Origin of the sequence: Paenibacillus plantarum, assembly GCF_013141695.1 — a bacterium.
Classification (GTDB): Bacteria; Bacillota; Bacilli; order Paenibacillales; family NBRC-103111; genus Paenibacillus_E; species Paenibacillus_E plantarum.
On record NZ_WHNY01000060.1, the window covers coordinates 34,392 to 57,578 of the forward strand.

General features: G+C 46.6%; 21 protein-coding genes. 19 read left to right on the forward strand and 2 right to left on the reverse strand.

The genetic code is table 11. The features are described from left to right. Positions 1-100 precede the first annotated feature (100 nt). From abc-f to GC096_RS18405, 4 genes are all read left to right on the forward strand, one after another. Positions 101-2,032 (forward strand): ribosomal protection-like ABC-F family protein, encoded by a 1,932-nt coding sequence (gene abc-f / locus GC096_RS18390; protein ID WP_171632190.1) that lies wholly within the window; start codon positions 101-103, stop codon positions 2,030-2,032. 348 nt (positions 2,033-2,380) lie between these two features. Next, positions 2,381-3,079 (forward strand): pirin family protein, encoded by a 699-nt coding sequence (locus GC096_RS18395; protein WP_171632191.1) that lies wholly within the window; start codon positions 2,381-2,383, stop codon positions 3,077-3,079. Between the two features lie 33 nt (positions 3,080-3,112). Beyond that, the gene (locus GC096_RS18400) at positions 3,113-3,442 is read left to right on the forward strand and encodes a hypothetical protein (protein ID WP_171632193.1); all 330 of its coding nucleotides are present in this window, start codon (positions 3,113-3,115) and stop codon (positions 3,440-3,442) included. 14 nt (positions 3,443-3,456) lie between these two features. After that, positions 3,457-4,545, forward strand: a complete 1,089-nt coding sequence (locus GC096_RS18405) for a nitric oxide synthase oxygenase (RefSeq protein WP_171632195.1) — start codon at positions 3,457-3,459, stop codon at positions 4,543-4,545. A gap of 148 nt (positions 4,546-4,693) precedes the next feature. On the opposite strand, the gene GC096_RS18410 is transcribed toward GC096_RS18405, so the two are convergent. Next, complete coding sequence (locus tag GC096_RS18410; RefSeq protein ID WP_171632197.1) at positions 4,694-5,554, reverse strand: sugar phosphate isomerase/epimerase family protein; 861 nt, start codon at positions 5,552-5,554, stop codon at positions 4,694-4,696. Between the two features lie 13 nt (positions 5,555-5,567). Continuing rightward, on the reverse strand, positions 5,568-6,728 hold the full coding sequence (locus GC096_RS18415) for a Gfo/Idh/MocA family protein (protein ID WP_171632199.1): 1,161 nt from the start codon (positions 6,726-6,728) through the stop codon (positions 5,568-5,570). A gap of 293 nt (positions 6,729-7,021) precedes the next feature. On the opposite strand from GC096_RS18415, the gene GC096_RS18420 reads away from it, so the two are divergent. From GC096_RS18420 to GC096_RS18490, 15 genes are all read left to right on the forward strand, one after another. Next, positions 7,022-8,824 (forward strand): sensor histidine kinase, encoded by a 1,803-nt coding sequence (locus tag GC096_RS18420; RefSeq protein ID WP_246302830.1) that lies wholly within the window; start codon positions 7,022-7,024, stop codon positions 8,822-8,824. Beyond that, positions 8,821-9,630: a response regulator gene (locus tag GC096_RS18425; RefSeq protein WP_171632201.1), complete on the forward strand. Its 810-nt coding sequence runs from the start codon at positions 8,821-8,823 to the stop codon at positions 9,628-9,630. Before GC096_RS18420 ends, GC096_RS18425 begins: the two co-directional genes overlap by 4 nt. Before the next feature lie 93 nt (positions 9,631-9,723). Beyond that, positions 9,724-11,082, forward strand: a complete 1,359-nt coding sequence (locus GC096_RS18430; RefSeq protein WP_171632202.1) for an extracellular solute-binding protein — start codon at positions 9,724-9,726, stop codon at positions 11,080-11,082. An 87-nt stretch (positions 11,083-11,169) separates the two neighbouring features. Continuing rightward, complete coding sequence (locus GC096_RS18435) at positions 11,170-12,051, forward strand: carbohydrate ABC transporter permease (protein WP_171632204.1); 882 nt, start codon at positions 11,170-11,172, stop codon at positions 12,049-12,051. Between the two features lie 21 nt (positions 12,052-12,072). Further along, positions 12,073-12,954 carry a carbohydrate ABC transporter permease gene (locus GC096_RS18440; RefSeq protein WP_171632206.1) on the forward strand — a complete coding sequence of 294 codons (882 nt, stop codon included), beginning with the start codon at positions 12,073-12,075 and terminating at the stop codon, positions 12,952-12,954. A 96-nt stretch (positions 12,955-13,050) separates the two neighbouring features. Then, complete coding sequence (locus GC096_RS18445; protein ID WP_171632207.1) at positions 13,051-13,203, forward strand: hypothetical protein; 153 nt, start codon at positions 13,051-13,053, stop codon at positions 13,201-13,203. Positions 13,204-13,334: 131 nt separating this feature from the next. Then, complete coding sequence (rarD, locus tag GC096_RS18450; protein WP_171632209.1) at positions 13,335-14,219, forward strand: EamA family transporter RarD; 885 nt, start codon at positions 13,335-13,337, stop codon at positions 14,217-14,219. Between the two features lie 554 nt (positions 14,220-14,773). Beyond that, positions 14,774-15,640 carry a MurR/RpiR family transcriptional regulator gene (locus GC096_RS18455; RefSeq protein WP_171632211.1) on the forward strand — a complete coding sequence of 289 codons (867 nt, stop codon included), beginning with the start codon at positions 14,774-14,776 and terminating at the stop codon, positions 15,638-15,640. 292 nt (positions 15,641-15,932) lie between these two features. Next, complete coding sequence (gene murQ / locus GC096_RS18460; RefSeq protein ID WP_171632212.1) at positions 15,933-16,847, forward strand: N-acetylmuramic acid 6-phosphate etherase; 915 nt, start codon at positions 15,933-15,935, stop codon at positions 16,845-16,847. A gap of 70 nt (positions 16,848-16,917) precedes the next feature. Continuing rightward, a complete protein-coding gene (locus GC096_RS18465; RefSeq protein ID WP_171632214.1) occupies positions 16,918-18,354 on the forward strand; it encodes an ABC transporter substrate-binding protein in 1,437 nt (478 codons plus the stop codon). An 89-nt stretch (positions 18,355-18,443) separates the two neighbouring features. Then, a complete protein-coding gene (locus GC096_RS18470) occupies positions 18,444-19,343 on the forward strand; it encodes a carbohydrate ABC transporter permease (protein WP_171632215.1) in 900 nt (299 codons plus the stop codon). A 17-nt stretch (positions 19,344-19,360) separates the two neighbouring features. Beyond that, the gene (locus GC096_RS18475) at positions 19,361-20,221 is read left to right on the forward strand and encodes a carbohydrate ABC transporter permease (RefSeq protein WP_171632217.1); all 861 of its coding nucleotides are present in this window, start codon (positions 19,361-19,363) and stop codon (positions 20,219-20,221) included. Between the two features lie 28 nt (positions 20,222-20,249). Then, a complete protein-coding gene (locus GC096_RS18480; protein WP_171632219.1) occupies positions 20,250-21,218 on the forward strand; it encodes a GNAT family N-acetyltransferase in 969 nt (322 codons plus the stop codon). Then, the gene (locus tag GC096_RS18485) at positions 21,218-21,922 is read left to right on the forward strand and encodes a PIG-L deacetylase family protein (protein ID WP_171632220.1); all 705 of its coding nucleotides are present in this window, start codon (positions 21,218-21,220) and stop codon (positions 21,920-21,922) included. The genes GC096_RS18480 and GC096_RS18485 overlap by 1 nt, the downstream gene beginning before the upstream one ends. A gap of 106 nt (positions 21,923-22,028) precedes the next feature. Further along, positions 22,029-23,168 carry an exo-beta-N-acetylmuramidase NamZ family protein gene (locus GC096_RS18490; protein ID WP_171632222.1) on the forward strand — a complete coding sequence of 380 codons (1,140 nt, stop codon included), beginning with the start codon at positions 22,029-22,031 and terminating at the stop codon, positions 23,166-23,168. The last annotated feature ends 19 nt before the right edge of the window (positions 23,169-23,187 follow it).

A 23,187-nucleotide genomic window follows, 5' to 3' on the forward strand; every position in this document is an offset into this window, starting at 1 on the left:
ACGGAAATGATCCGAAAGGTCGTAGGAATTTTCCTGCGGCCTTTTTGTGTTAGCTGCGTGCAGGTCAGGGTCGTCTTCAAACCAAGGAGGATCCTTTATCATGTTAATTATTAATGGTCAAAATATAAAAAAATACCACGGTGCCCAGCTGGTGCTAGAGGATGTTACGTTTGAAATTCATCAAGGGGAACGTGTTGGACTTGTGGGACGTAATGGCAGTGGAAAATCAACGCTGCTGCGACTTATTGCCAAAATGGAGAAACCTGACGAAGGGCAGCTAACGGTGCGTAAGGATACGGGGATCGGATATTTGGCCCAAATCCCAAGCGCTTGGGAAAGTTTCACGGTGTATGATGTGCTGGCTGCGAGCTTTCAAGAGCTGCTTGCGTGCCGAGCGACGATGCGGGAGCTGGAGAGCGAAATGTCGAGCCCAGCGGTCATGAACGATGAGAAACAGATGGATCAGCTACTGTCGCGATATGCAGTGCTGCAAGAGCGATTCGAACGCGAAGGCGGCTACGAGCTAGATGCACGAATTGATCAAGTGGCGAATGGGCTGCGGATTGCGAAGGGGTTTTATGAGCGAAGCTTTGCCTCGCTGTCGGGGGGAGAGAAGACGAAGATCACGTTGGCTTCCCAATTAATCGGCAAACCAGACCTGTTGTTGCTGGATGAGCCGACGAATCATTTGGATTTGGCAGGTGTGGAGTGGTTAGAGGATTACCTCAAGCATTATGACGGCGCTTGTATCATCGTCTCCCATGATCGTTACTTTCTGGACCTCGTTGTGACGAAAATCGTGGAATTGGAAGATGGCGAGTCGACTACGTATCACAGCTCTTATTCGGGGTACGTGAAGGAGAAGGAAGTACGTCTGCTTCAGCAGTTTGCGGATTACCAAGAGCAGCAGAAGGTGATCCGTAAAATGAAAGAGACGATCAAGCAGCTGATCGAATGGGGGCGGATTGGCGGCAATGAAAAGTTCTTCCGCCGGGCGTTCTCCATGCAGAAAGCACTGGATCGGATGGAAAAGCTCAAGCGTCCTGTGCTTGATCCGAAGGCGGCTGATTTCGATTTGAAGCCGGAGGATCGCTCCGGCCGCAAGGTGTTGCGCTTCGAGAATGTCACGAAGCGATATAGCGAGAAGACGCTGCTAGAGCAGGCGAGCGGCTCACTCGAATACGGTGAGAAGGTTATGCTCGTCGGGCATAACGGCTCTGGGAAAACGACGCTGCTGAAGATGCTGCTCGGTGACGTGCAGCCGGATGGCGGGGAGCTCGAGCTTGGGGCTCGCGTCGACATCGGCTATCTAGCGCAGCAAGCGTATCCGGCGGATGACAAGAAATCCGTTCTCGCATATTTCTGCGAGGAAGCGAAGCTGGAAGAAGGGGAAGCGCGGGGGCGGCTGGCTGCGTATTTATTTTATGGCGCGGATGTGTTCAAAGCGGTGAGTTCCTTGTCTGGCGGCGAATGGACGCGATTGCGATTAGCACTGCTCGTCCTGCGTAAGCCGAACCTGCTCATCTTAGATGAGCCGACGAATCACATGGACATCGCTTCGCGCGAAGCGCTTGAAGATGCGCTGGAGGAATTCCCCGGCACGGTGCTGGCAGTGACGCATGATCGATATTTTATGAACCGGCTGGCGCGTAAAATATGGGAGTTGGATCAGGGGAAGATCACCGTGTATGTAGGTGATTTTGATGCGTATAAAGAAAAGAGCGGTGAGCTTCGCGCGCAGGAAGCGCTTATGGCCGAGGAACGTGGCAGGCACACCACCGTCGACAAAGTGAAAGTGAAACAGCCGGAGGCTTCGGCGGTTAAGCGGGGGAAACCAGCGGCGGCGTCTGAGAAAGCCGCGTTGGAGAAGCGGATCGCGGGCGTAGAAGCGGATTTGGCCGCGTTGGATGAGCGGCTGCAGCAGGAAAGCGAAACACGGACACCGGCGGAGCTCGCGGCGCTTTGGGAGAAGCGGGAAGTCGTGCAGGGGCAGTTGGATGCGCTGTATGAACAGTGGGTGTTGTTGGAGTAGACGCGGAGCGCAACATAAGTTGACCAACGTGGCTAACGGACATCAGAGACGCTAAATAGCGCAAATGATGAATATTGAAAAACTAACGGACACACCAGCTGCTATTCAACGGAATTTGGCCTCAAGTGGAGGTTAGATGCAACAATAACGGCTATAGCGTCCGTTAGTTCTTAGAAAGAGCTCATTTGTTTGAAATAACGTCCAGTGTGTCCGTTAGGACACCTGCCGTCCATCTTGAACCCACGTTACCATCGTCACAAAACTGGCTTAGTTCCGCCATTGTTCCGACATGGAGTCCGTACCCTGAGTATGATAAGCTAGAGGTACTTATAGAAGGAGGCGATTGCTGTGATCCAAGTTTTCCCGGCCGACACGCGTAATTCAACTGATTTGGGGTGGCTCAAAAGCCACAAAAGTTTCTCATTTGGCGACTATTTTGATGAAGAAAATGTCAGCTTTGGTGTCATGCGTGTGTGCAATGACGATGATATCGCAGCAGGACGGGGCTTTGGCCCGCATCCCCATAGTGACATGGAGATCGTCAGCATCGTGCTCAGCGGAGCGATTAAGCATGAAGACAGCCTCGGCCACGTAGCCATTACGGCTTCCAATGGTGTACAGCGAATGTCCGCAGGCAGCGGCGTGATTCATGCCGAGTATAATGCATCGGAAACGGAACCGATGAGTCTATTTCAACTATGGTTTATGCCAGCTAAGCGAGGAATAGAGCCTTCTTTTGAAAATGTGACGTATGAGCCGGAGGCGATGGTTAATCAGCTCTTGCCTGTCGTGACACCTGAAGGAGGCACTCATATCGCGAAAATCCATCAAGATATGAGCATCTACCTCAGCAAGCTGGATGCAGGGAAAGAGCTTGTGTTCGAGCAAGGCGAGAATCGCCGTATTTATCTCATGCTCGTGAGCGGGAAATGCTCGGCCAACGATGCGGTACTCGAAACAAAGGACAGCGCGCGTATCCAAGCGGAGTCAACGTTAACGATTCGTGCGCTCGAAGATACACATTTCATGCTTATTGATCTGCCATAAGGCGATAATGGAGAGATAGAGGAGGTTGCAGCGATGAAGGAAACGTTTCTAGTGAAGCATGCGGTTGGCGGTCGCGCTTTTATCGATACAGGCAAGCAGTCTGTGCCCTACACATGGGAGCAGCAAGGCGAACAGTGGTTGTTCCGTGTTCAGATTGATCAGCCGGAGCGGATTGCGGAGCTTTTGAAATGGAAAGAAGAGCTCAATGTATTTGTTTTCCAAGAGTTTGAGAATGAGCCTACACGGAAACTATGGTTCTATGTTGGTGATGATGCGGTTCAGTTTGCGGACGAGACGGGCGAGCTCACGATCGTCGCAACCTCCCACATCAGTTATATTCCCGACCAATTTAGTGTGAAATGATTGGAGCTATACCGATGAAAGTTCAGGACCAGCAACTAGAGAAAGCGATCCCTTTTATACAAGAATGCTACACCGAATTGGGCAAAAGTGAGGCGCAAATTAACGCGCGTATTGCCGAGATTACGCAAGCGATTCAGTATACGGGGACGTATGAGCATACGATTGAAGAGCTGACGCATGGCGCGAAAATGGCTTGGCGCAACAGCAACCGCTGCATTGGGCGTTTGTTCTGGGAGTCGCTTCGTGTACACGACGCTCGTCATATAGAGACGGAAGAAGCCACGGCCCAGGCGCTGTTCAGGCATATCGAGGAAGCGACGAATGGCGGCAAAATCCGCCCCGTCATCACGATATTTCCCCCATCGCGTGAAGGGAAGCCTGTTGTTCAGATCAAGAATGAGCAGTTGATTCGCTATGCGGGCTATGAGACGGAACAAGGCATCGTTGGCGACCCTGTTTCAGTGGCCTTCACGAAGCAATGTCAGGCACTTGGCTGGCAGAGTGAGGGGACGTATTTTGATGTGCTGCCGCTCATGCTTCAGATAGGGGAGCGGGAGCCGCGGTTGTTCGAGATTCCGAAAGCGTTGATTCTGGAGGTGGCGATTAGCCATCCAGAGCTGCCAACCTTCGCGGAGCTGAACCTGCAATGGTATGCGGTGCCGATGGTTTCTAACATGTACCTCGAAATGGGCGGCGTGATGTATCCCGCGGCACCTTTTAACGGGTGGTACATGGGTACGGAAATCGGCGCGCGGAACTTTGCCGATGAGGCCAGGTACAACATGCTGCCGCGGGTGGCGTCGATCATGGGACTCGACACGCGGCGCGAGTCCTCCCTTTGGAAGGACAAAGCGCTGGTCGAGCTGAATGTTGCGGTGCTGCACTCGTTCGCGCAGCAGGGTGTCGCCATCGTCGATCACCACACCGCAGCGAAGCAGTTCAAGCGCTTCGAAGACAACGAAGAGAAGAGCGGGCGCGACGTCACGGGTGATTGGACATGGCTGATTCCGCCGATGTCCCCGGCTACGACGCATATTTTTCATCAGCATTACTCGAATGAGATCAAGCTGCCGAATTTTTTCTACCACAAAAAGAAATTATAGCTCTCGTGGAGCTTCCTAATGCTTCCTAGCCTACTCGTGCCCTCACCTATGGTGAAAGCGGGTAGGCTTTTTGCTGTATGTAAAAATCACCCAGCTATGACCGCCATCTGAAGGCGGAAGTGGGTGATTTTTGATAAACCAATATGTGTTAGAACCAGTCGGCAAAGCCTAGCTTCCGCAAATTAGTCGCCGAGATGGCAAGGCAATCGAACGGATCTTTCCCATACACATCGTCTTGTTCAACGAGGAAATATTTCGAGCCGCTGGCTACGCCAGCTTCCATGATGCCTTTAATATCGAGACTGCCTTCGCCAACCTCAGCGAATTGGATGATATTGTTAAAGGCAGTCATAAACGATTGCATATCCATGCCTTTGGAGAAATCGTAGCTCAGCGTTCCGATACGGTAGTCTTTCAAGTGAATGAGTGCAACACGACCCTTGTATTGCTGAATGAAGGTAACTGGATTTTCCCCACCGCGTTGGATCCAGTGGACGTCCATCTCGAAACCGAGATGCTTCGTATTGTTTTTGATAATATCCAGCAAGTATTCGCCATCAAACTTCTGGAACTCGGCATGATGGTTGTGATAGTACAAAGAGATGCCGTGTGGTGCTAACTTTTCTGCATAGTTGTCTGCGCTCTGAACGAAGGCTAGTACAGCCTCTTTATTTCCCATCGATGTGAACGGTAGCATCGGAATGCGCAGGAATTTACAATTCAGCGTGTGGCAATCCGCGACGATCTTATCGAAGTCCGTCGAAAGAAATTCTCCTGGCATGCCTGGAACCATCGGTTCGATGGAGGCACTTAAGGAGGCGATTTCAATATCGAAATAGACGCTGGCCCTGTGCAGTTCAGCTACATTCTCTGGTGACATTGGAATTTGTGATACTTCAACACAGCTGTAGCCAAGCTCTTTCACTCTTTTCAAAGTCTCGAAGATACCAAGCTCTTCAACCTTACCTTTCAACATCATCATTTGAACGCCAATTTTCCCCTTTGCCATGACTAGTGCCTCCTTATTGGTTAACTGGATATTTGTTTTCTGCTTCGACCTTTTTGTTCAGTTCTTGCAAGAACAGATCCTCATCGAAAGGAAGTTCGATTTCTTTGCCTAGCCAGCTGGATAGGTGAATGGCATTGGCGAGTCGGACACCGTAGATGCCATCGCTGCCAGGTGCGATTAGCGGAGTGCCGTCGAGCACGTTCGCAGCAAAATTTTCGAGCACAGCGATATGCTGAATTCCGAAGGCCTCCCCGAATTCGAGCACTTCCTCTGTGAAAATATCCCCGGTGTTTTGACCCATGAAAATTTTCATCACGTCTTGCATGTTCATCGAGTTACTCATCTCGGACTCTGGGGTAGTAAGACGTTTGATTGTAATTTTCTTACTGCCGTCTACAACAATTTTCCCTTTATCGCCAAGGATTTCGAAGCGGTCTGTGCCTAACACATCGTGTGTGCAAGTAACGAATACGCCAGTCGCACCGTTCTCGTATTCAAACATGGCTGTCACTTCATCCTCAACAGCAATGTTTCGTTGAAAACCGTATTTCACGTTCGAGTATACTTTCTTCGGCATCCCGCAAATCCACTGCATTAAATCCAGCTGATGTGGCGCTTGATTCACAAGAACGCCGCCGCCTTCGCCGCCCCAAGTTGCTCTCCATTCACTTTGGTCATAATAGCCTTGCGGTCTCCACCAAGTGGTAATGATCCAATTCGTTCTGCGAATAGCGCCGATCTCGCCATCGTCAATTAATTGCTTTAACTTTTGATAAAGTGAGTTGGTACGTTGATTGAAGAAGATGCCGAAAGTTAGTTCAGGTTTCGAAGCTGCAAACTCGTTCAACTCACGAACTTGTTTCGTGTAGACACCTGCGGGTTTCTCGACCAAGGCGTGAATGCCACGTTTCAGTGCTTCGATACCCATCTGTGGGTGCAAGTAGTGCGGCACACAGGTGACGATGGCATCCACATGTCCGCTTTGCATCATTTCGATATAGTTGTCATAGAAAGGGATATCCGGATACTTCTCAGCGGCCATTTGCTTCTTGGCAGGATCCGTATCGCATAAAGCCCCGATGATCATGTTGCTTACCTTGCCGTCTGCAAGAAAGCCTGCGTACATGCCTCCTTCTGCTCCTAGTCCGATAATACCCATACGTACTTTATTCATAATGAAACATCTCCTTTGGAATGATTTTCATGTTGTAGGAATTTCGGGACATGCCTGTTTGTTGTAATCGCTTTCAATATGTTGATTATAAAGGAATTCCTCGTTTTTGAATCGGATAGATTTGACGCGATTAGCCTTATTTTTGCAATTTGAGATGCTAGGACAATTCATGAACAGGAAATGGACGCGTATGGAAGCGAAATCTGACATAGTTTAATAGCCAAACTTACTTGGATGTAGTATGATTTGGCATATTGAAAGCACTTACTTATATGTGAAAAGGGGAACTCCGCTTGTTGCAAAAGCTGGCTAACTGGAATACATTGCGCAATCAGATGTTAGCGGGATTCATTGCTGTGATGATTATCGTTCTGGTCTGTGCAGGCGCGATTACGTACAATTCGGTATCCACCCTCCTGGGTACGAAGGCGGAGACACAGATGAAACAAATCGCCAGTCAAGCTAACGGCAGACTGGAAGCGATCATTACACAAATCGATACGTTGACATTACAAGCTGTAAATGATGTGTATTTGCAGCAATTGTTTTTATCATCCGTCCAAGGGAAGGCGCCAAACTTCAGCGAGCGTCAGTCGCTTCTGAAAATCGCCAATCACATCCAAGCTTACAGTGGTGTGAGCAATGTGGAGTTGTATACGACGGATTTTGCGCGTATGTTTCCATTGGATGAGCAGAAGCTAACGGATCTGATCGAGCCGAACTGGATTGAACAGGCGGATAAAGAGAAGGGCAGGCTGGTTTGGATTGGGAACGATCCGAAGAATCCGGACACGGTTCTAGCCATTCGTCGTATCAATTTAATTGACCGATGGTTCTCGAATGGCGGGTATTTGATGGTGCGGATTAATCGCAGCTATTTCGATTTCCAAAGCAAGCTCCCCGATACAGGGCAGCGCGAATTAATGCTGTTAGCCGATAGCTCGGCAAGACCCATTGTCACTGAAGGCGGAGCACTTGCTGACATCAGCGGGCTCATGCATACCGATTCGCAGCAGGTTACCTTAGAGCAGAAGCGATATATTTTGGTGAAACAGCTCTCTGAGCAGACAGGCTGGACGCTAATGATTTTGTACCCGGTGAGTGATGTGACGGATGGGATTTCCGTGCTGCGGTGGGCGATTATCGTATCTGGGGCCATCGGGTTGGTGCTGTTTATTATCCTGTCGTTTCTTCTATCTTCGATGATTACGAGGCCGATTCTTAGGTTGATGAGGGCCATGAGAAATACAAGACAAGGGGTGCTGACGCCCAATTTGACGCAGTCATACACAACCGAGCTGAATGACTTGAACATGACCTACAATCAGATGGTAGATAACATGAATCGACTCATTAAACTCGTGTACGAGAAAGAAATGATCCAAAGCCGAACAGAGCTGCAAGCCCTTCAAGCGCAGATTGATCCGCATTTTTTGTATAACACATTAGAAGCACTTTATTGGTCCTTGCAGGAAAAAGAGGAAGAAGAGCTAGCCGATCTTGTTGTCGCTATGTCTGATTTATTTCGCTATGTCATCGGCAATCCGAACAAGGATGTGTGGGTCAACCTATCGGAGGAACTGGAGCACATCAAGCGTTATCTAAGCATTATGAGTGTGCGGTTCGGTTCGCGGCTCGTTTGGGAAATTGACAGCGAAGACATGTACAGTCATGTGAATATTCCGAAGCTGCTGATTCAGCCTTTGGTGGAGAACGCTATCTTGCATGGTTTGGAAGGCAAAATCGGAGTGGGACTGATCACGATTCGCGTGGAACCGTCGTCGCTTGAGCCGTCGTCTGAGCTGCGCATTACGGTACGTGATGACGGTCCAGGGATGAATGAACAGACACTGCAAGCTGTGCTGGAGTCGATGGAACGCGGAAGTGCCCCATCCGCCAAAGGAAAAGGCATGGCCATCTCTAACGTGCAGCGGCGTCTTCAGCTCTACTACCCGTCACTTCCAGATACGTATCGTGGCTTAACGATCACGAGTAGTCCTGGTCAGGGCACCAGCGTGAGCTTCGATATTCCGATTTACGCAAAAGCTTTCGAGGCCAATTTTTCTAACGAAAAACTTGAAGGAGGAACACAATGAACCAATCGGGGAAAACCATTCTCATCGTTGACGATGAGCCATTAACGAGAGAAGGCATACGCAAAACATTAGAAGCTTGGTCCATCGGGCGCTATGCGATACTCAGTTGCAGCAATGGTACGGAAGCGCTCGAACTTTTACAATCGCGACCCGTACATCTCTTGATTACAGACATCCGTATGCCTGAAATGAACGGACTGCAAGTCGTGGAAGGCACGCGTGGTTTCGCCCACAAGCCAGTAGTCATCATTATCTCGGGACATCCGGATTTTCAATATGCACAAACAGCGATCGAATTAGGCGTTGTTAACTATCTGCTCAAGCCGATTCAGAAAAGCAAGCTGATCGACGCCGTCGAGCAGGCGCTGCGCATGGAAGAAGAACGCGGGCGCGTTGAAACGATGGAGAAAATGGTGGATTCTCGCCTGATGCAGGCGAAAACTTCAGCCAAGAATTACAGTCCACCTGTTCAGCAAGCGGTAGATTATGTGGAGGCACATTTACAAGAACCCCTCGGCATGAGCGAGGTAGCAAGTCAGATCCATCTGAATCCGAGCTATTTCAGCGCTCTTTTCAAAGAGCAAACCGGCTTCACCTTCAGTGAATATGTTACGAGAAACCGGATCCAGAAGGCGAAGGAGCTACTGCTGCAAACAAGACTAACCATTGCGGATATCTCAGAGCAAGTCGGCTACCAGACGTCGAAATATTTCATCAAGCTATTCAAAGAGTACGAAGGGACGAGCCCGAATCAGTATCGGAAACAGATAATGGATGCGGATGATCGGATAGATACCTCGAAATAGTGGAATATTACCCGATAGCTGTTACTCCCTGCGGCCACAATGAAAGCGCTACAATAAAACACGTAGCACATAAATGATTAGGGGGAAACAAACATGGTAAGAAAAACGCTTACATGGTCGCTAACTACGATGCTCGGCCTCTCCATGGCACTGACGGGCTGTTCTAGTTCCACAGATAATGCGAGTCCAACGACAGCTCCTAAAGAATCAGCAAAAGCAACGGAAGCAGCAACTGCACAACCCGCCAAAAAAGTAACGATTAAAATGATGCACCTATGGCCGACAGGAAACTCCGCTACGCAAAACAAAATTGTAAACGATATCATTAAAGAGTATCAAGCAGCGAATCCGAATGTGACGATTGAGCAGGAAGTGCTCGAGAATGAACAATACAAGAACAAAATGAAAGTCCTTTCTACCTCAAATGCCCTTCCTGATGTGGGCTTCACGTGGGCAGCAGGCTACATGGATCCATATGTAAAAGGCGACATGTTCGCTCCGCTGGATGACTTGCTGCAAGGGGATTTGAAAGATAAATTCGTGAAAGGCACAACTGATGCTTACGCATTCGGCGGTAAAACCTACGGTCTACCAGTTGAATTGAACATCGTGCCGGTGTATTACAATAAAGCGCTTTTTGCCAAGTATAACCTTGCACCGCCTAAGACGTATGATGAGTTCAAAAACATTGTCAAAACACTTAGCTCGAACGGTGTAGCTCCAATCGCACTAGGCAACAAAGACCGCTGGACAGGTTCACTCTGGTACATGTACCTTGCTGACCGTATCGGCGGACCCGAAACGTTGAAAAAAGCGATTGACCGCACAGGCTCATTCAACGATCCAGGTTTAGTTCGCGCAGCTTCGGAAGTTGCCCAGCTTGTCGACATGAATGCCTTCAACAAAGGCTTCAATGGACTTGGTAACGATGAAGGTAAAGCGGAGTTCATGAACAGTAAAGCCGCGATGTATATGATGGGAACATGGGAGTTGCCGAACTACACAACGAACAAAGATGTGCCACAAGCGTTCAAGGATCAAATCGGATTCTTTAAATTCCCAACGGTAGATGGCGGTAAAGGCAACATGGATAGCTGGGTTGGCGGACCAGGCGTAGGCTTGTTCGTAGCAAACAACTCCAAAGTGAAAGAAGAGTCCAAGAAATTCGTCAGCTTCTTCGTATCGAAGTGGGGCGAGCACGCGATTTCTGAAGCAGGCGTTATCCCAGCAACGAAAGTAGACACATCCAAAGTGAAGCTGCCGCAAATGTACATTGACCTATTGAACGAATTGAATAAAGCGAGCAATATTACGCTTTTCGCAGATGTTCAAATGAAGCCTGCTTCTGCAGAAGTTCACTTGAATATGATTCAAGCGTTGTTTGGTAAAGCGGTGACACCTGAAGCTTTTGCGAAGAATCATGAGGATGCCTTGGCGAAGGAAGCGAAGTAGCCTAACGAATACGAACGATTTGGGAAAGGACATATCCCTCCAAGTGATATGTCCTTTGTCATAATCGCTGAAAGGGAAGTGCCTGCTATGGATAAAGTCATGTCTAACAAATCCATGATTGCGATCTACGTAATTCCCGCGTTATTTCTGCTGCTAGCCTTGATCTATATGCCGATCATAATGACGGGCTACTACGGGCTTATGAAATGGGATGGCGTAGGCAAAATGAGTTTCATCGGTTTGCATAATTATGCCGAACTGCTTAAGGATAAATTATTCTGGGGAAGCGCGAAGCACTCGTTTTTGCTGGCAATTTTCTCAACAATCTCTCTGCTTGGCTACTTGTTAGTCGCATTAGTACTCTCCGCAAACATTCGAGGGGCTAACTTTTTTCGCAAAATCTATTTGATTCCCATGCTGCTTTCTTCTGTTGCTATCGCTCAACTATGGTTGAAAATATTCCACCCAACGAACGGGGTATTGAATGCTATCCTAACGTCTCTGGGGGTCACGCATACACCGGAATGGCTGTCCAATCCATCTATTGTTTTATACGCGATTTTCATGCCGATCTTATGGCAGTACGCCGGATTTTATATTTTGATCTATTATGCTGCATTGAAAAATGTACCGACCTCGCTGATCGAAGCCGCACGCATTGATGGGGCTAGTCCATGGCGCATCGCCTTATCCATTCGTGTTCCGTTAATCGCGGAAGTGATGAAAGTAACGGTCGTTCTGGCCGTCGTTGGATCACTGAAATACTTCGATCTGATCTATGTGATGACAGGCGGCGGACCTAACGGATCCAGCGAAGTAATGGCCTCCTACATGTACCGCAAAGCGTTCAAAGGCTATGATTTCGGTTATGCCAGCGCAATTGGCTTTTTCTTACTCTTGATATGCCTCGTGGCTACATGGTTAATCCGTAAAGCGACAGCTTCCAAAGATGAGATCCAATACTCGTAACGAAAGGAGATTCCAATTCCGATGCAGCTCGAAACCACTCGTCGTCAGGCACAGGCGCTAACCCTACGAAGCAAGCTACCTGGACAAATCGGCTATGGCGTCTTATATATCGTGTTATCGATTGTCGCTGTGATTCAGATTTTTCCGCTCTTGTGGCTCATGCTATTCTCCTTGAAAAATAATGAGGAAATCTTCAATCTCGCCCCGATGGCATTCCCAGAGAGACTGCGTTGGGAGAATTATGAGAAGGTCTGGACGCAGGGCCATATCAATAGTTACTTTTTTAACAGCGTCTGGATGACATTAGTGTCGGTTGGGGTCACGGTTTTATTAGCAAGCTTAGTGACATTCGCGTTGACCCGGATGAAATGGAAACTGCAGTCCTTTGTGCTTGGATTGTTTATGGTAGGGATGATGATTCCCGTGCACTCGACGCTCATTCCCTTATTCAGTATGTTTATGAAAATGAACCTAACTAATCATCCATTGTCAATCATCTTGTCCTACATTGCTTTTAACTTGCCGATTACGATCATGATTATGCTCGGCTTTTATTACACGCTGCCGCGTGAAGTGGAAGAAGCTGCCGTTATGGACGGCTGCTCCGTGAATCGCATATTCTTTAGCATTACGCTGCCGATGACAGCATCTGTGCTATCTACAGCTGTGATCATCAACATGATCTATAACTGGAATGAGTTTATTTTCGTGAATACGTTCATCTCCTCGGAAAAGTATAAAACCCTAACCGTAGGCGTTCAGAATTTCGTCGGCCAATACACGACCGATTGGGGCGCGATTGGCGCGACCCTGATGATCAGTATTTTGCCTATTATGATTGCATTCATCTTATTGAGTAATCGGATCGTAGAAGGAATAGCTGCGGGTTCGGTAAAAGGATAATTGTTCGGAAAATCCCCGTGTATCGGGGATTTTTTTGTTATTTATACACCATAATAAGGATATTCCATACATGCATCCAGGAAGGAGATATACGCCATGGATCTTGATGCTTTTTTGGCCGAAGTGATCAGCTCGAATGAGGATTGGCATGTGACAACGAAGGATGGTATATCCGTCATTGATCCGATTATTGAAAAGGAAATTCCTTACTTTGACAACCATGATGATTATTTAGAATCCGGGTTTTAACGAACGAGCAGGCGATTTTTATTTGTACAAAAACCCCACTATCCATTACAATGAAGCAATGTTATTAACCAATGGACAGATTTTATGGTGCATAGAATTGTGTTACTTGTACATGAAGTGGGGTTTTTATTATGAAAAAAGGTCTTGGCTATGCCATTATTGCTTACATTGCCTGGGGCTTGCTGCCTATGTATTGGAAGCTTTTTGGGTCGTTGATGGCAGGAGAAATACTATCGCATCGCGTGATATGGTCATTCGTGTTTATGGCGATTCTGATCGTCGCTGGAAAAGGAAAATGGCAGCAATTTCGCAGCTTGATCACGAATCGCACCACCTTATTACTGGTGGGGGCGAGTAGTTTGTTGATCAGCACCAATTGGCTGATCTTTATTTGGGCCGTTAATAATGGGCATGTGATCGAGACAAGTCTCGGATATTACATCACGCCGCTTTTCAACATTATGCTGGCGGTGTTGTTCCTTCGTGAGAAGCCGACGGGCAGACAATGGCTGGCTGTGGCTTTGGCAGGAATCGGTGTCTTGATCGCCACCGTGGATTATGGCAGATTTCCATGGGTATCCCTCACATTAGCAGGTACCTTCGGTTTATATAGCCTCGTGAAAAAAAGAGTCACCTACGATGCCGCAACCGGCCTCGCTGGAGAAACAGCGTTCGTTTTCCCGATCGCCCTCGCCTATATCATCTACCTATTTGCTACGCATCAGGATGCTGCGTGGTCATTGCCGCCGCTCACGTTGATCATGCTTTTCCTGGCAGGAGGAGCTACCGCGCTGCCTTTGCTATGGTTTGCCAAAGCTGCGTCACAGCTGCCGCTATCTATGCTGGGCTTCATTCAGTATATCGGCCCGTCGATTACGCTTCTGCTTAGCGTATTCGTGTTCAAAGAGAAATTTTCACCTATGCTATTGATTAGCTTTGCATTTATCTGGAGTGCGCTTATCGTTTATGCGTTGGCATCGATTAAGGTAGCGCGAACGGCAGCAGTTACGGAATAAAGTAGTAAAAGTAGAAGTAGAAGTAGAAGTAGAAGTAGAAGTAGTGTGCTCATTTGAGTAGCTGGCTTTTAGTTAGATGTAAAATATACAGCTAATTTTGCCGTATCACCTGAGATTTTGCGAATAGATGGAAAAAGTACAGCTAATATGAGCTAGATTGGCGGTTTGGTCGATTTTAGTGGAAATTAACTGTAGGAAATCCATCTAATGCTCCTAAGTGGGGAGAATCGGCAAAATTAGCTACATAAAATACATCTAGTTTGTTTGGACGACGGAGAACAGGTTAGGTGGTAGAAGTAGCAGTTGGTCTATAGCACATGGAACCCCGCTCGAGAGCAATTCTCGAACGGGGTTTTTCCCCTTGTGCGTCGCGGGATTCATGGATTCAAATATCGGCATAATATTTCATTTTATAAAATATAATTGAAATAAAAATTCTTTAATGGCATTAAATTTTACAGATAATTTACAGAATCATCTTGTGTTTTCGCCTAATTATCCGTATGATGAAGGTGATTTCAGCTCGGATAATCTATGGTGAGTAGGGAAACTATATGTCAATAAATGATAATATTTTGATCAAAATTCGCGATATGAAAGACAGCCTAACTCCCGTGGAGAAGTTAGTAGCTGAGTATATATTAGACAATGTGGACGAGATCCCGCATCTCTCGATTAAGAGTCTCGCTCAATCTACGAAAACAAGTGATGCTTCTGTATTGCGCTTCTGCAAAACGATGGGATATAAGGGATATCGCAACTTTATCGTTAGTATTTCAGCTTCGCTGGGGTCGATGGATGAGGAGCAGAAGGACCAATACACCGATATCCAACCAGGTGATGATCTCTCAACAATTATCTCTAACATTTCGCATAATAATAGCAAATCCATTGAAGATACACTGAGCGTTATTGATCGCAATGAAATTGCCCGCGCAGTCAAAGTGTTAGTGGCTTGCAATCGCATTGTTTTCTTCGGGATCGGTGCCTCCGGTCTAGTTGGGATGGATGCGGAGCAGAAATTCTCACGCATCAACAAGATGTGCCACACCTACACGGATGGCCATAGTCAACTAACGGCAGCCACGTTGCTTGGAAAAGGTGACGTTGCGATCTTCATTTCCAATTCGGGCAGCACGATTGAAATCCTAGATACGCTAGAAATCGCCAAGAAGAATGGCGCCACGATCATTGCCATTACCAAATATAATAAAAGCGCCTTAGCGGATAATGCGAATATCGTGCTTAGTATTTCGACACCTGAGATCACGATTCGAAGCGGAGCTATGGGCTCGCGCATTGCGATGTTGACGGTAATTGATATTCTTTTTGCAGGGGTAGCGAGCAGCGAATATAAGCATGTGAAGAAGTATTTGTCCAAAACACACGACATTATTGCCAGCAGTAAGCATAGAAAATAAGCGAATCGAACACACTAACGATGTCTTGGCAGACGTCGTTTTTTTGTCGAAAATTAAGAAATAAAAATTCAATTATTTATTTTAGAATAAAATAAAATTTCAAAAAGTATTGACCAATGTGAAATTTTTCGTTAATATTAGACCAGTGAGAAAACTTCTATCGAGGTCATTCGAAGATGAGCGACCGAGTTTAGATGATAGTTTTATCGCCAAATAGAAAGACGTTTTCGGGAACCGAAAACTTATACTTTCTATTGTGGTAAAGAGTACAGCAGGCAGGAGGACAGCAGCTATGGATGAGTATCTATCGGGTTTAACTACGGAAGAGATTAATGAGAAGACACAGACAATTGACGAATGTTCAACAGAGCAAATGCTCCGGATGATGAATGAACAGGATGCATTGGTTCCAGCAGCAGTCGGAGCCGAGATACCGCAGATCGTGAAAGCGGTTGATATCTTGCATCAAGTTCTCAGAAACGGTGGCAGGATGCTCTACGTAGGAGCTGGTTCTTCTGGCAGACTCGGTGTGCTTGACGCCTCTGAATGTCCTCCAACCTTTGGTATTGATCCAATGTTGGTGCAAGGTCATATCGCCGGTGGCGATGGAGCACTACGAACAGCAGTGGAAGGTTTTGAAGACAACGCTGAGGAGGGGGTCGCCCTCATTGAACGATGCGGAGTAACAGCGAAGGATGCGGTAATTGGGATTACGGCCAGCGGAAGTGCACAATTCGTTATTGCTTGCTTGAAGAAAGCGAAAGAAATTGGTGCTGCAACGATTGGTGTTGTGAATAACAAGAATTCCAAATTGGTAGCTGTAACGGATGTATGCATCGCGCCAGTGGTTGGGCCGGAAGTGATTATGGGATCTACTCGTCTGAAGGCGGGTACAGCACAGAAGCTGGTCCTTAACATGCTGACTACGGGAACAATGGTTAAGCTTGGAAAGACGTATAACAATCTCATGGTTGACATGAAGGCTAGTAACATCAAGTTGTACGATCGTTCCGTTCGCATTATTCGGATTGCGACTGGGGTGGATGAATCCACAGCGATTGCTCATCTTGAGAAAGCGTCCATGAACTGTAAACTTGCCATTATGATGATTAAAACCGGCATGGAAGTGAAGGAAGCGATCGACGCGTTAGAGCAGTGTGAGGGTAGTTTGAAGAGAGCCATACGTACCTTTCAAAAAGTGGTTTGATCATTTTAAAACAAAAAAGGAGAGACTTGAGCTACAATCAAGGATCCCTAACCTAGGAGGTTTGTTTTTCATGAAAAGAAAAATGCCCGTATTAGCTTCTGTCGTAGCTTTAACAATGGCTCTAACAGCTTGTGGTAGTAATTCTGGTACGAAAGAAACGACTACACCAGCAGGTTCAACAGCTCCTGCAGCTACGGCCAGTACTGCGAAAGACACGATCACAGCTTTGCTTCCTCCGGTTTCACCGAACTATCAGAAAAATTTCGAACAAATTTCCAAAGATTTCACGGCGCTATATCCGAATCTTACGTTGAAAATCGAACCAGCTAGCTGGGAAGATGTGAAACAAAAGCTAGATACACAAGTGAATGCAGGTAGCCCGCCGGATATCGCTTTTGGTGGTTCTGACGGTATTCCGAAGTACATCGAGCAAGGTTTGTTGATGGATATTACGAGTACAGCAACGCCTGAAATGATTAGTGATTACGATAAAGCACCACTTGAATATATGAAGAACGGCAAAGGCTTGTACGGCTTCCCAGCTTATATGGAAGTTCATGCACTTGGCGGTAACAAAGATTTCTTAGAGAAGGCCGGCATTGATTGGAAAAAAGTACAAACAAACGGTTGGACGTATGATGAATTCCGTCAAGCAATCAAAAAAGGCGTAGTTACTGAGAATGGTAAAACAAGATATGGCTTCGTATTCGCAGTAAAAGGCGTAGCCGCTGTGGATTACCTAGGAATTATGGCCAAAAATGCAGGCATGCCGCATGCGTTTAATAAAGACTTGAAATATGCGTATACTAGCAAAAACTACTTAGGCTTGCTGAAAGATCTTCGTGCATTGATCGACGATGGTTCCATGCCGAAAGAGCTTAGCTCTGTAGATGCAGGTAAACGTTGGAACATGTTCTTAACAGGACAAACGATGATCACAGGTAAAGGTCTTGCGACATTTGAGAACTCTGCAAAAACGAATAATGCGAAGATTAAAGCTGCTGACGGTTCCGCAGTAAAAGACAGTATCCCAGTTGACTACATCGTATTGCCAGCGCCAACGTTCCAAGGTGCGAAACCTTCGGCTGCTACAGTTGTTGATGGTTACATGACGTTCCGTGGTAAGAAAGAACCAACTGCAGAACACAAAGCAAACGTCGTAAAAGCCGCTTACTTCCTAGCTAGCGGTAAGGTTGCAGCAACAACGAACAACGATTTGTTCGCCGCACACATTACACAAAGCGCTAAAAAAGAAGCAGCTAACATGAAAATTGACAGAAACCCTGACAACGTTGCAGCTGTAGACAATATGCTTAAAAATGCAACACCAGCTCGCTCCGACATTCCATCTGACTTGTCTGCAAAAGCGATTAAGTTAGAAACAGAAGTGATCGTTCCTAAATTCCAAGGTCTAATCGCAGGTGAAGTTACACCTGAAGCGATGTATGAAGCTGTTAAAGCTGCTGCCATTGCTGCCTTCGGTGCAGACGGAATCGTTAAAGACTAAGAATAGCGTATAAACCTCGGATAGTCGGGCAGAACATTGCACGACTATCCGAATCATTTTAAGCAAGTTCGAAAAGAGGGTTGGATTGTATGGCTGTAGCTAAGTCGATAAAACGAAAAGGAATTAAAGGAGATGGCACCTGGGGATATATCTTTATTGCAGTGTCCTTGCTTGTGTTTGCCATGTTCACAGCCTACCCGGTCGTAAGCGCGTTCATCATTAGTTTGCAAAAGTACAAACCATTAGGCTCCACCTATGTCGGCTTTGATAACTATGTAAGCTCATTGAAAGATGGCCTGTTCTGGCAAGCCATGAAGAATACGCTTGTGTATACGGTATTGACTGTACCAGTTAACTTGTTTCTCTCGATGGCGATTGCAGTATTGATTCTGCCGCTTAGAAAGAAAACACAGTCCTTTTTTAAAGGTATTTACTATTTACCCGTTGTAGCTTCAGGTGTTGCTTTATCCGTTGTTTGGTTATGGATTTTCGATCCTTTAGAGGGTGGAATTCTGAATCAACTTATTCATTTCTTTGGTTTTGAGAATCAGAACTGGCTGGGATCGAGTAAAACAGCTATGTTTTCATTGGTATTAATGTCTTGGATGTCCAGTCATGGTACCAGCATTATTATTTATTTGGCCGGCTTGCTCGGAATTGATGATACGTATTATGAAGCTGCTGAGATCGATGGAGCGAATTTTCTCCAAAAACTTTGGCACATCGTCGTTCCTAGTCTTAAACCAGCAACCTTATTCCTGCTAGTAACTGGTGTGATCGGTTCCTTCCAGGTGTTCCAGAACGCTTACCTGATGACAGGTGGTGGACCTAACAATGCAACGACGATGGTGGGGTTACTCATCTTCAACAATGCATTTACGTATTTTGAATTTGGCAAAGCAGCGGCACAATCTCTGATTCTAGCCGTCATCATAGCAGTAATATCGGTTATTCAATTTAAATATGCGGGCAAAGACGTCGAGTATTAAGAAAGGGGAGATAATAAATGTCTTTATATAGCAATCATGCAGGCAATCCAAAAGTCAAAACAATGCGTAACTCCATCATTTTTATCGCCCTTCTTCTTTTTGCTCTGGCGACGATTTTCCCGATTTACTTTATGTTCATTTCTGCACTCGGGGATCCTGTAGAAGCTGGTGCGGTGAGTTATTCCATTTTCCCAACCAAAGTTTCCTTTGCTTCCTTTAAGTTTTTCTTTGACTACAGTGAGTACTCCTATCGGTGGTTATTGAATTCACTCATCGTGGCTGCAACGGTAACGGTCTCGAATGTGATTTTTGCCAGTATGGCGGGGTATGCCTTCTCGAAGCTTCGCTTCAAGGGTAGAGGCTTCCTGTTCGGACTGTTGCTGATGTCCATGATGATTCCTTATCAAGTGACACAAGTTCCGTTGTACATTCTGGTTGTGAATGTATTTAATTTGCAAGATACGTACAGTGCGTTAATTATGCCGGGGCTAGTAACCGTGTATAACATTTTCTTGGCGAAGCAATTCATGAGCAGTATCCCGAACGAGATTATGGAAAGTGCCAAAATTGAAGGCTGCAGCCAATTCCAAATTTATGTTCGTATCATTTTGCCACTATCCAAAACGGTTATGGCAGTTATGGCGATTCTGACCTTTATGGATAGCTGGAACACGTTCTTCTGGCCGCTTCTCGTTACGAATACGATGGAAATGCAGACGATTCAGGTTGGTCTCAAAAACTTCCGTTTTGCCAATACAACCTATATCGCGCCAATGATGGCTGGAGCAACAATCTCAGCATTACCTATGTTTGTTCTGTTCTTTAGCCTACAGAAGTACTTCTTGGAAGGCGTAACGGTAGGTGCGGTGAAGGGTTAATCTCGGGTTAAAAGGAGGCTGCTGCAGCATGCTGGTAACATGGGATGCTTCCTATCGGCACGATGTCATCGCGTTATGGAATGATGCCGCGGTGAAGGATGGCTATAAGGAGCTTACAGAACAAAGCTTTGATGAGATCTTTGCGGAAAATCGTTACTTTGATAAGGACAGCACGTTTCTTCTTCTAGCCAATGATAAGGTCATCGGTTTTGCCTGTGGATGTACAGGGGAAGATCTTCCGCTTGGCGATGTGGCTGGATATATCACCTGTAACGTGTTAGCGAACGGTTTTGACACCGATGATAACTATTTAATGCTATTAAGTGCTTTGGAAAACCGCTTTAACCAGTTGGGTAAAAAGCAAGCCGATATCCTCTTTTTCAATCCGATGTTATTGCCATGGTACATCCCAGATACTCCTCAGCATGAGCACAATAATGCCCCAGGTGTACCAGTGGATAGTAAGTTATATACGTTTTTGCTCGGCGCAGGCTATGTCGAGCGTGCGAAGCAATGCGCCATGTATCTCCATTTGTCAGCGTATGCGATGCCAGAGGAATATAGCGTGAAAGAAACCAAAGCGAGCGCCCAAGGGTACACAATCGAATTGTTTGATCCGGGTAAGCACGTTGGTGTGGAAGACATGCTGGAGGGCTTTGGGAATTCATTATGGCAAAAGGAGATCGGCGCATCCACGGCAAATGGCGTGCCCGTTGTCATCGCTGCCTATCAAGGCAAGACTATTGGCTTCGCAGGTCCGGTCATTCGACAAGCGAATGGACGAGGTTATTTTGCCGGTATCGGTGTGCTTCCTGAGCACGAGGGTCATGGTTTAGGCAGTCTTTTATTTTACAAGCTATGTGAAGCGTTTCAAGAAACGGGGACCGAATACATGTCGCTATTTACAGGTATATCGAACCCAGCCATCCGGATTTATGAACGAGCAGGTTTTCAAACTGTGAAACTATTTGCTGTCATGAGAAGGGAGTTTGCATAATGAGCGAGCCAAAAATGACCATTCTAGCTATCGGAGGTCACGTCGGAGATGCGGAACTAACGGCAGGCGGTGTATTAGCCCACCACTCTCTGAAGGGTGATCGAATTGTTACTTTAGCGTTAACTGCTGGGGAACGTGGCGTTCCTGCAGGACAAGACATGAAGGAATATCGTGCACAAAAAGTGAATGAGGCTAAAACCTTTGCCGAGATGTTAGGCGGGGATTCCATCGTTTTTGACATTCCCGACGGTGAACTGCAAGATAACGAAGAAATGCGCTATCGCGTATGCGATGTGATTCGCGAAGTGAAGCCGAACGTAATTATTACTCATTTTAAAAACAGCATGCATAAGGATCATATGACGACTCACCGTATTGTGAATGATGCGCGCTTTTTCGCGGGGCTAGCCTCGTTTGAGAGAGAGAACCCTGCGCACTTTGCAGCTAAATTGTATTACGCAGAGAACTGGGAGGATGCCGTTGACTACGTTCCTTACGTCTATGTCGATTTCCCGAAAGAGGCGTTTGATCTCTGGGTGAAGGCTGTTTCGACCCATTGGTTCGTAACAGGCAGTAAATCGTTCCAATACTTGGAATACTACAAGCATTTGATGCGTGTACGCGGTCTTGAAGCGAGAAAAGAATATGCGCAGACGTTCATGGTTCCTGAAGAAACAATGCGTATTCGTCAATCGGAATTATAAAATTGAATTATAAAACTAAATCATAAAAAAATACCAAATGACTGTAACGAGGCTTGAGCTTGTTGCAGTCATTTTTTAAAATCAAGGCGAGTTTGGGGAGGCAGCGATGATCTTAAATGGTATCGATTGTATAGAACGGTATGATCACTTGTTCAAAGGTAAACGTGTAGGGCTGATTACAGCACCTACTGGATTAAACAAGGATTTCGTATCGACGATACAAATCTTTCATGAGAAGTTCAATCTGGTCGCTTTGTTTTCGCCAGAACACGGGGTTCGTGGAGATCTAGCAGCAGGTGCGCTGGTTGACACATATTTGGACCCGTTGACGGGAGTTCCCGTCTATAGCTTGTATCGGAAAGATTCCAAACGTCTGACACAGGAAATGTTGGATGAGGTCGATATCATCGTCTACGATATTCAAGACGTAGGGACCCGTTACTATACTTTCCTGTATACAATGCTTTATGCGTTGGAAGATTGTGCGCTGGCGGGCAAAGAATTTGTCGTTCTGGACCGCATTAATCCGCTTGATGGGGTAACGGTAGAAGGCAATGTGCTCAAAAGCGGCTTCGAATCCTTTGTCGGCAACTATCCGCTCAGTGTACGCTACGGACTGACGCCGGGAGAGGTCGCTATGATGGCGAACGATGAAAAGGGGTGGCATGGCAAGCTGCATGTTGTACGCTGTGAAGGTTGGGAGCGAAACATGCTGTTCTCGGACACAGGACGTCCTTGGATCATGCCTTCGATTGGCATTCCTCGATTTGAGACAGCGGTGCTGTATCCCGGCACTTGTATTATAGAAGGAACGAACCTATCGGAAGGCAGAGGAACGACAGTCCCGTTTGAGATCGTAGGTGCTCCGTTCATTGATGCACAGCAGTTAGCGGATGGAATGAATGGGAAAAAGCTGCCAGGCGTCGTGTTCCGACCTGTCTATTTTAAACCGACTTTTTCTAAGTTCCAGGGGGAACAATGCGCAGGCGTGCAAATTCACGTCCTCGACAACCGTGCGGTTCGCCCCATCGATATAGGTGTTACGTTGATGTACACGATTCAGAACAATTATGAGCAATTTTCATTTTTACCACCATTTAAAGAGGGTTCACGACCATTCATTGATTTACTTGGTGGCGGTAGCCACTATCGTGAGACTGGGGTTAACGTTCCGGCTATGCTGGAACAATTCCGTGAGGAGAGCCGTGAATTTGCTCGCAGAAAGCAGCCCTATCATCTGTATTAGAGAGCACTAGAGGCATTAG

Bases quoted from the DNA above. Each gene is read 5' to 3' on its own strand.
- GC096_RS18485 (WP_171632220.1), top strand. From the start codon at position 21,218: ATGAGCGAGCCAAAAATGACCATTCTAGCTATCGGAGGTCACGTCGGA.
- GC096_RS18405 (WP_171632195.1), top strand. From the start codon at position 3,457: ATGAAAGTTCAGGACCAGCAACTAGAGAAAGCGATCCCTTTTATACAA.
- GC096_RS18480 (WP_171632219.1), top strand. From the start codon at position 20,250: ATGCTGGTAACATGGGATGCTTCCTATCGGCACGATGTCATCGCGTTA.
- GC096_RS18470 (WP_171632215.1), top strand. From the start codon at position 18,444: ATGGCTGTAGCTAAGTCGATAAAACGAAAAGGAATTAAAGGAGATGGC.
- GC096_RS18415 (WP_171632199.1), bottom strand. From the start codon at position 6,728: ATGAATAAAGTACGTATGGGTATTATCGGACTAGGAGCAGAAGGAGGC.
- GC096_RS18475 (WP_171632217.1), top strand. From the start codon at position 19,361: ATGTCTTTATATAGCAATCATGCAGGCAATCCAAAAGTCAAAACAATG.
- abc-f (WP_171632190.1), top strand. From the start codon at position 101: ATGTTAATTATTAATGGTCAAAATATAAAAAAATACCACGGTGCCCAG.
- GC096_RS18400 (WP_171632193.1), top strand. From the start codon at position 3,113: ATGAAGGAAACGTTTCTAGTGAAGCATGCGGTTGGCGGTCGCGCTTTT.
- GC096_RS18445 (WP_171632207.1), top strand. From the start codon at position 13,051: ATGGATCTTGATGCTTTTTTGGCCGAAGTGATCAGCTCGAATGAGGAT.
- GC096_RS18410 (WP_171632197.1), bottom strand. From the start codon at position 5,554: ATGGCAAAGGGGAAAATTGGCGTTCAAATGATGATGTTGAAAGGTAAG.
- GC096_RS18425 (WP_171632201.1), top strand. From the start codon at position 8,821: ATGAACCAATCGGGGAAAACCATTCTCATCGTTGACGATGAGCCATTA.
- GC096_RS18435 (WP_171632204.1), top strand. From the start codon at position 11,170: ATGGATAAAGTCATGTCTAACAAATCCATGATTGCGATCTACGTAATT.
- GC096_RS18465 (WP_171632214.1), top strand. From the start codon at position 16,918: ATGAAAAGAAAAATGCCCGTATTAGCTTCTGTCGTAGCTTTAACAATG.
- GC096_RS18440 (WP_171632206.1), top strand. From the start codon at position 12,073: ATGCAGCTCGAAACCACTCGTCGTCAGGCACAGGCGCTAACCCTACGA.
- murQ (WP_171632212.1), top strand. From the start codon at position 15,933: ATGGATGAGTATCTATCGGGTTTAACTACGGAAGAGATTAATGAGAAG.
- GC096_RS18455 (WP_171632211.1), top strand. From the start codon at position 14,774: ATGTCAATAAATGATAATATTTTGATCAAAATTCGCGATATGAAAGAC.
- rarD (WP_171632209.1), top strand. From the start codon at position 13,335: ATGAAAAAAGGTCTTGGCTATGCCATTATTGCTTACATTGCCTGGGGC.
- GC096_RS18490 (WP_171632222.1), top strand. From the start codon at position 22,029: ATGATCTTAAATGGTATCGATTGTATAGAACGGTATGATCACTTGTTC.
- GC096_RS18430 (WP_171632202.1), top strand. From the start codon at position 9,724: ATGGTAAGAAAAACGCTTACATGGTCGCTAACTACGATGCTCGGCCTC.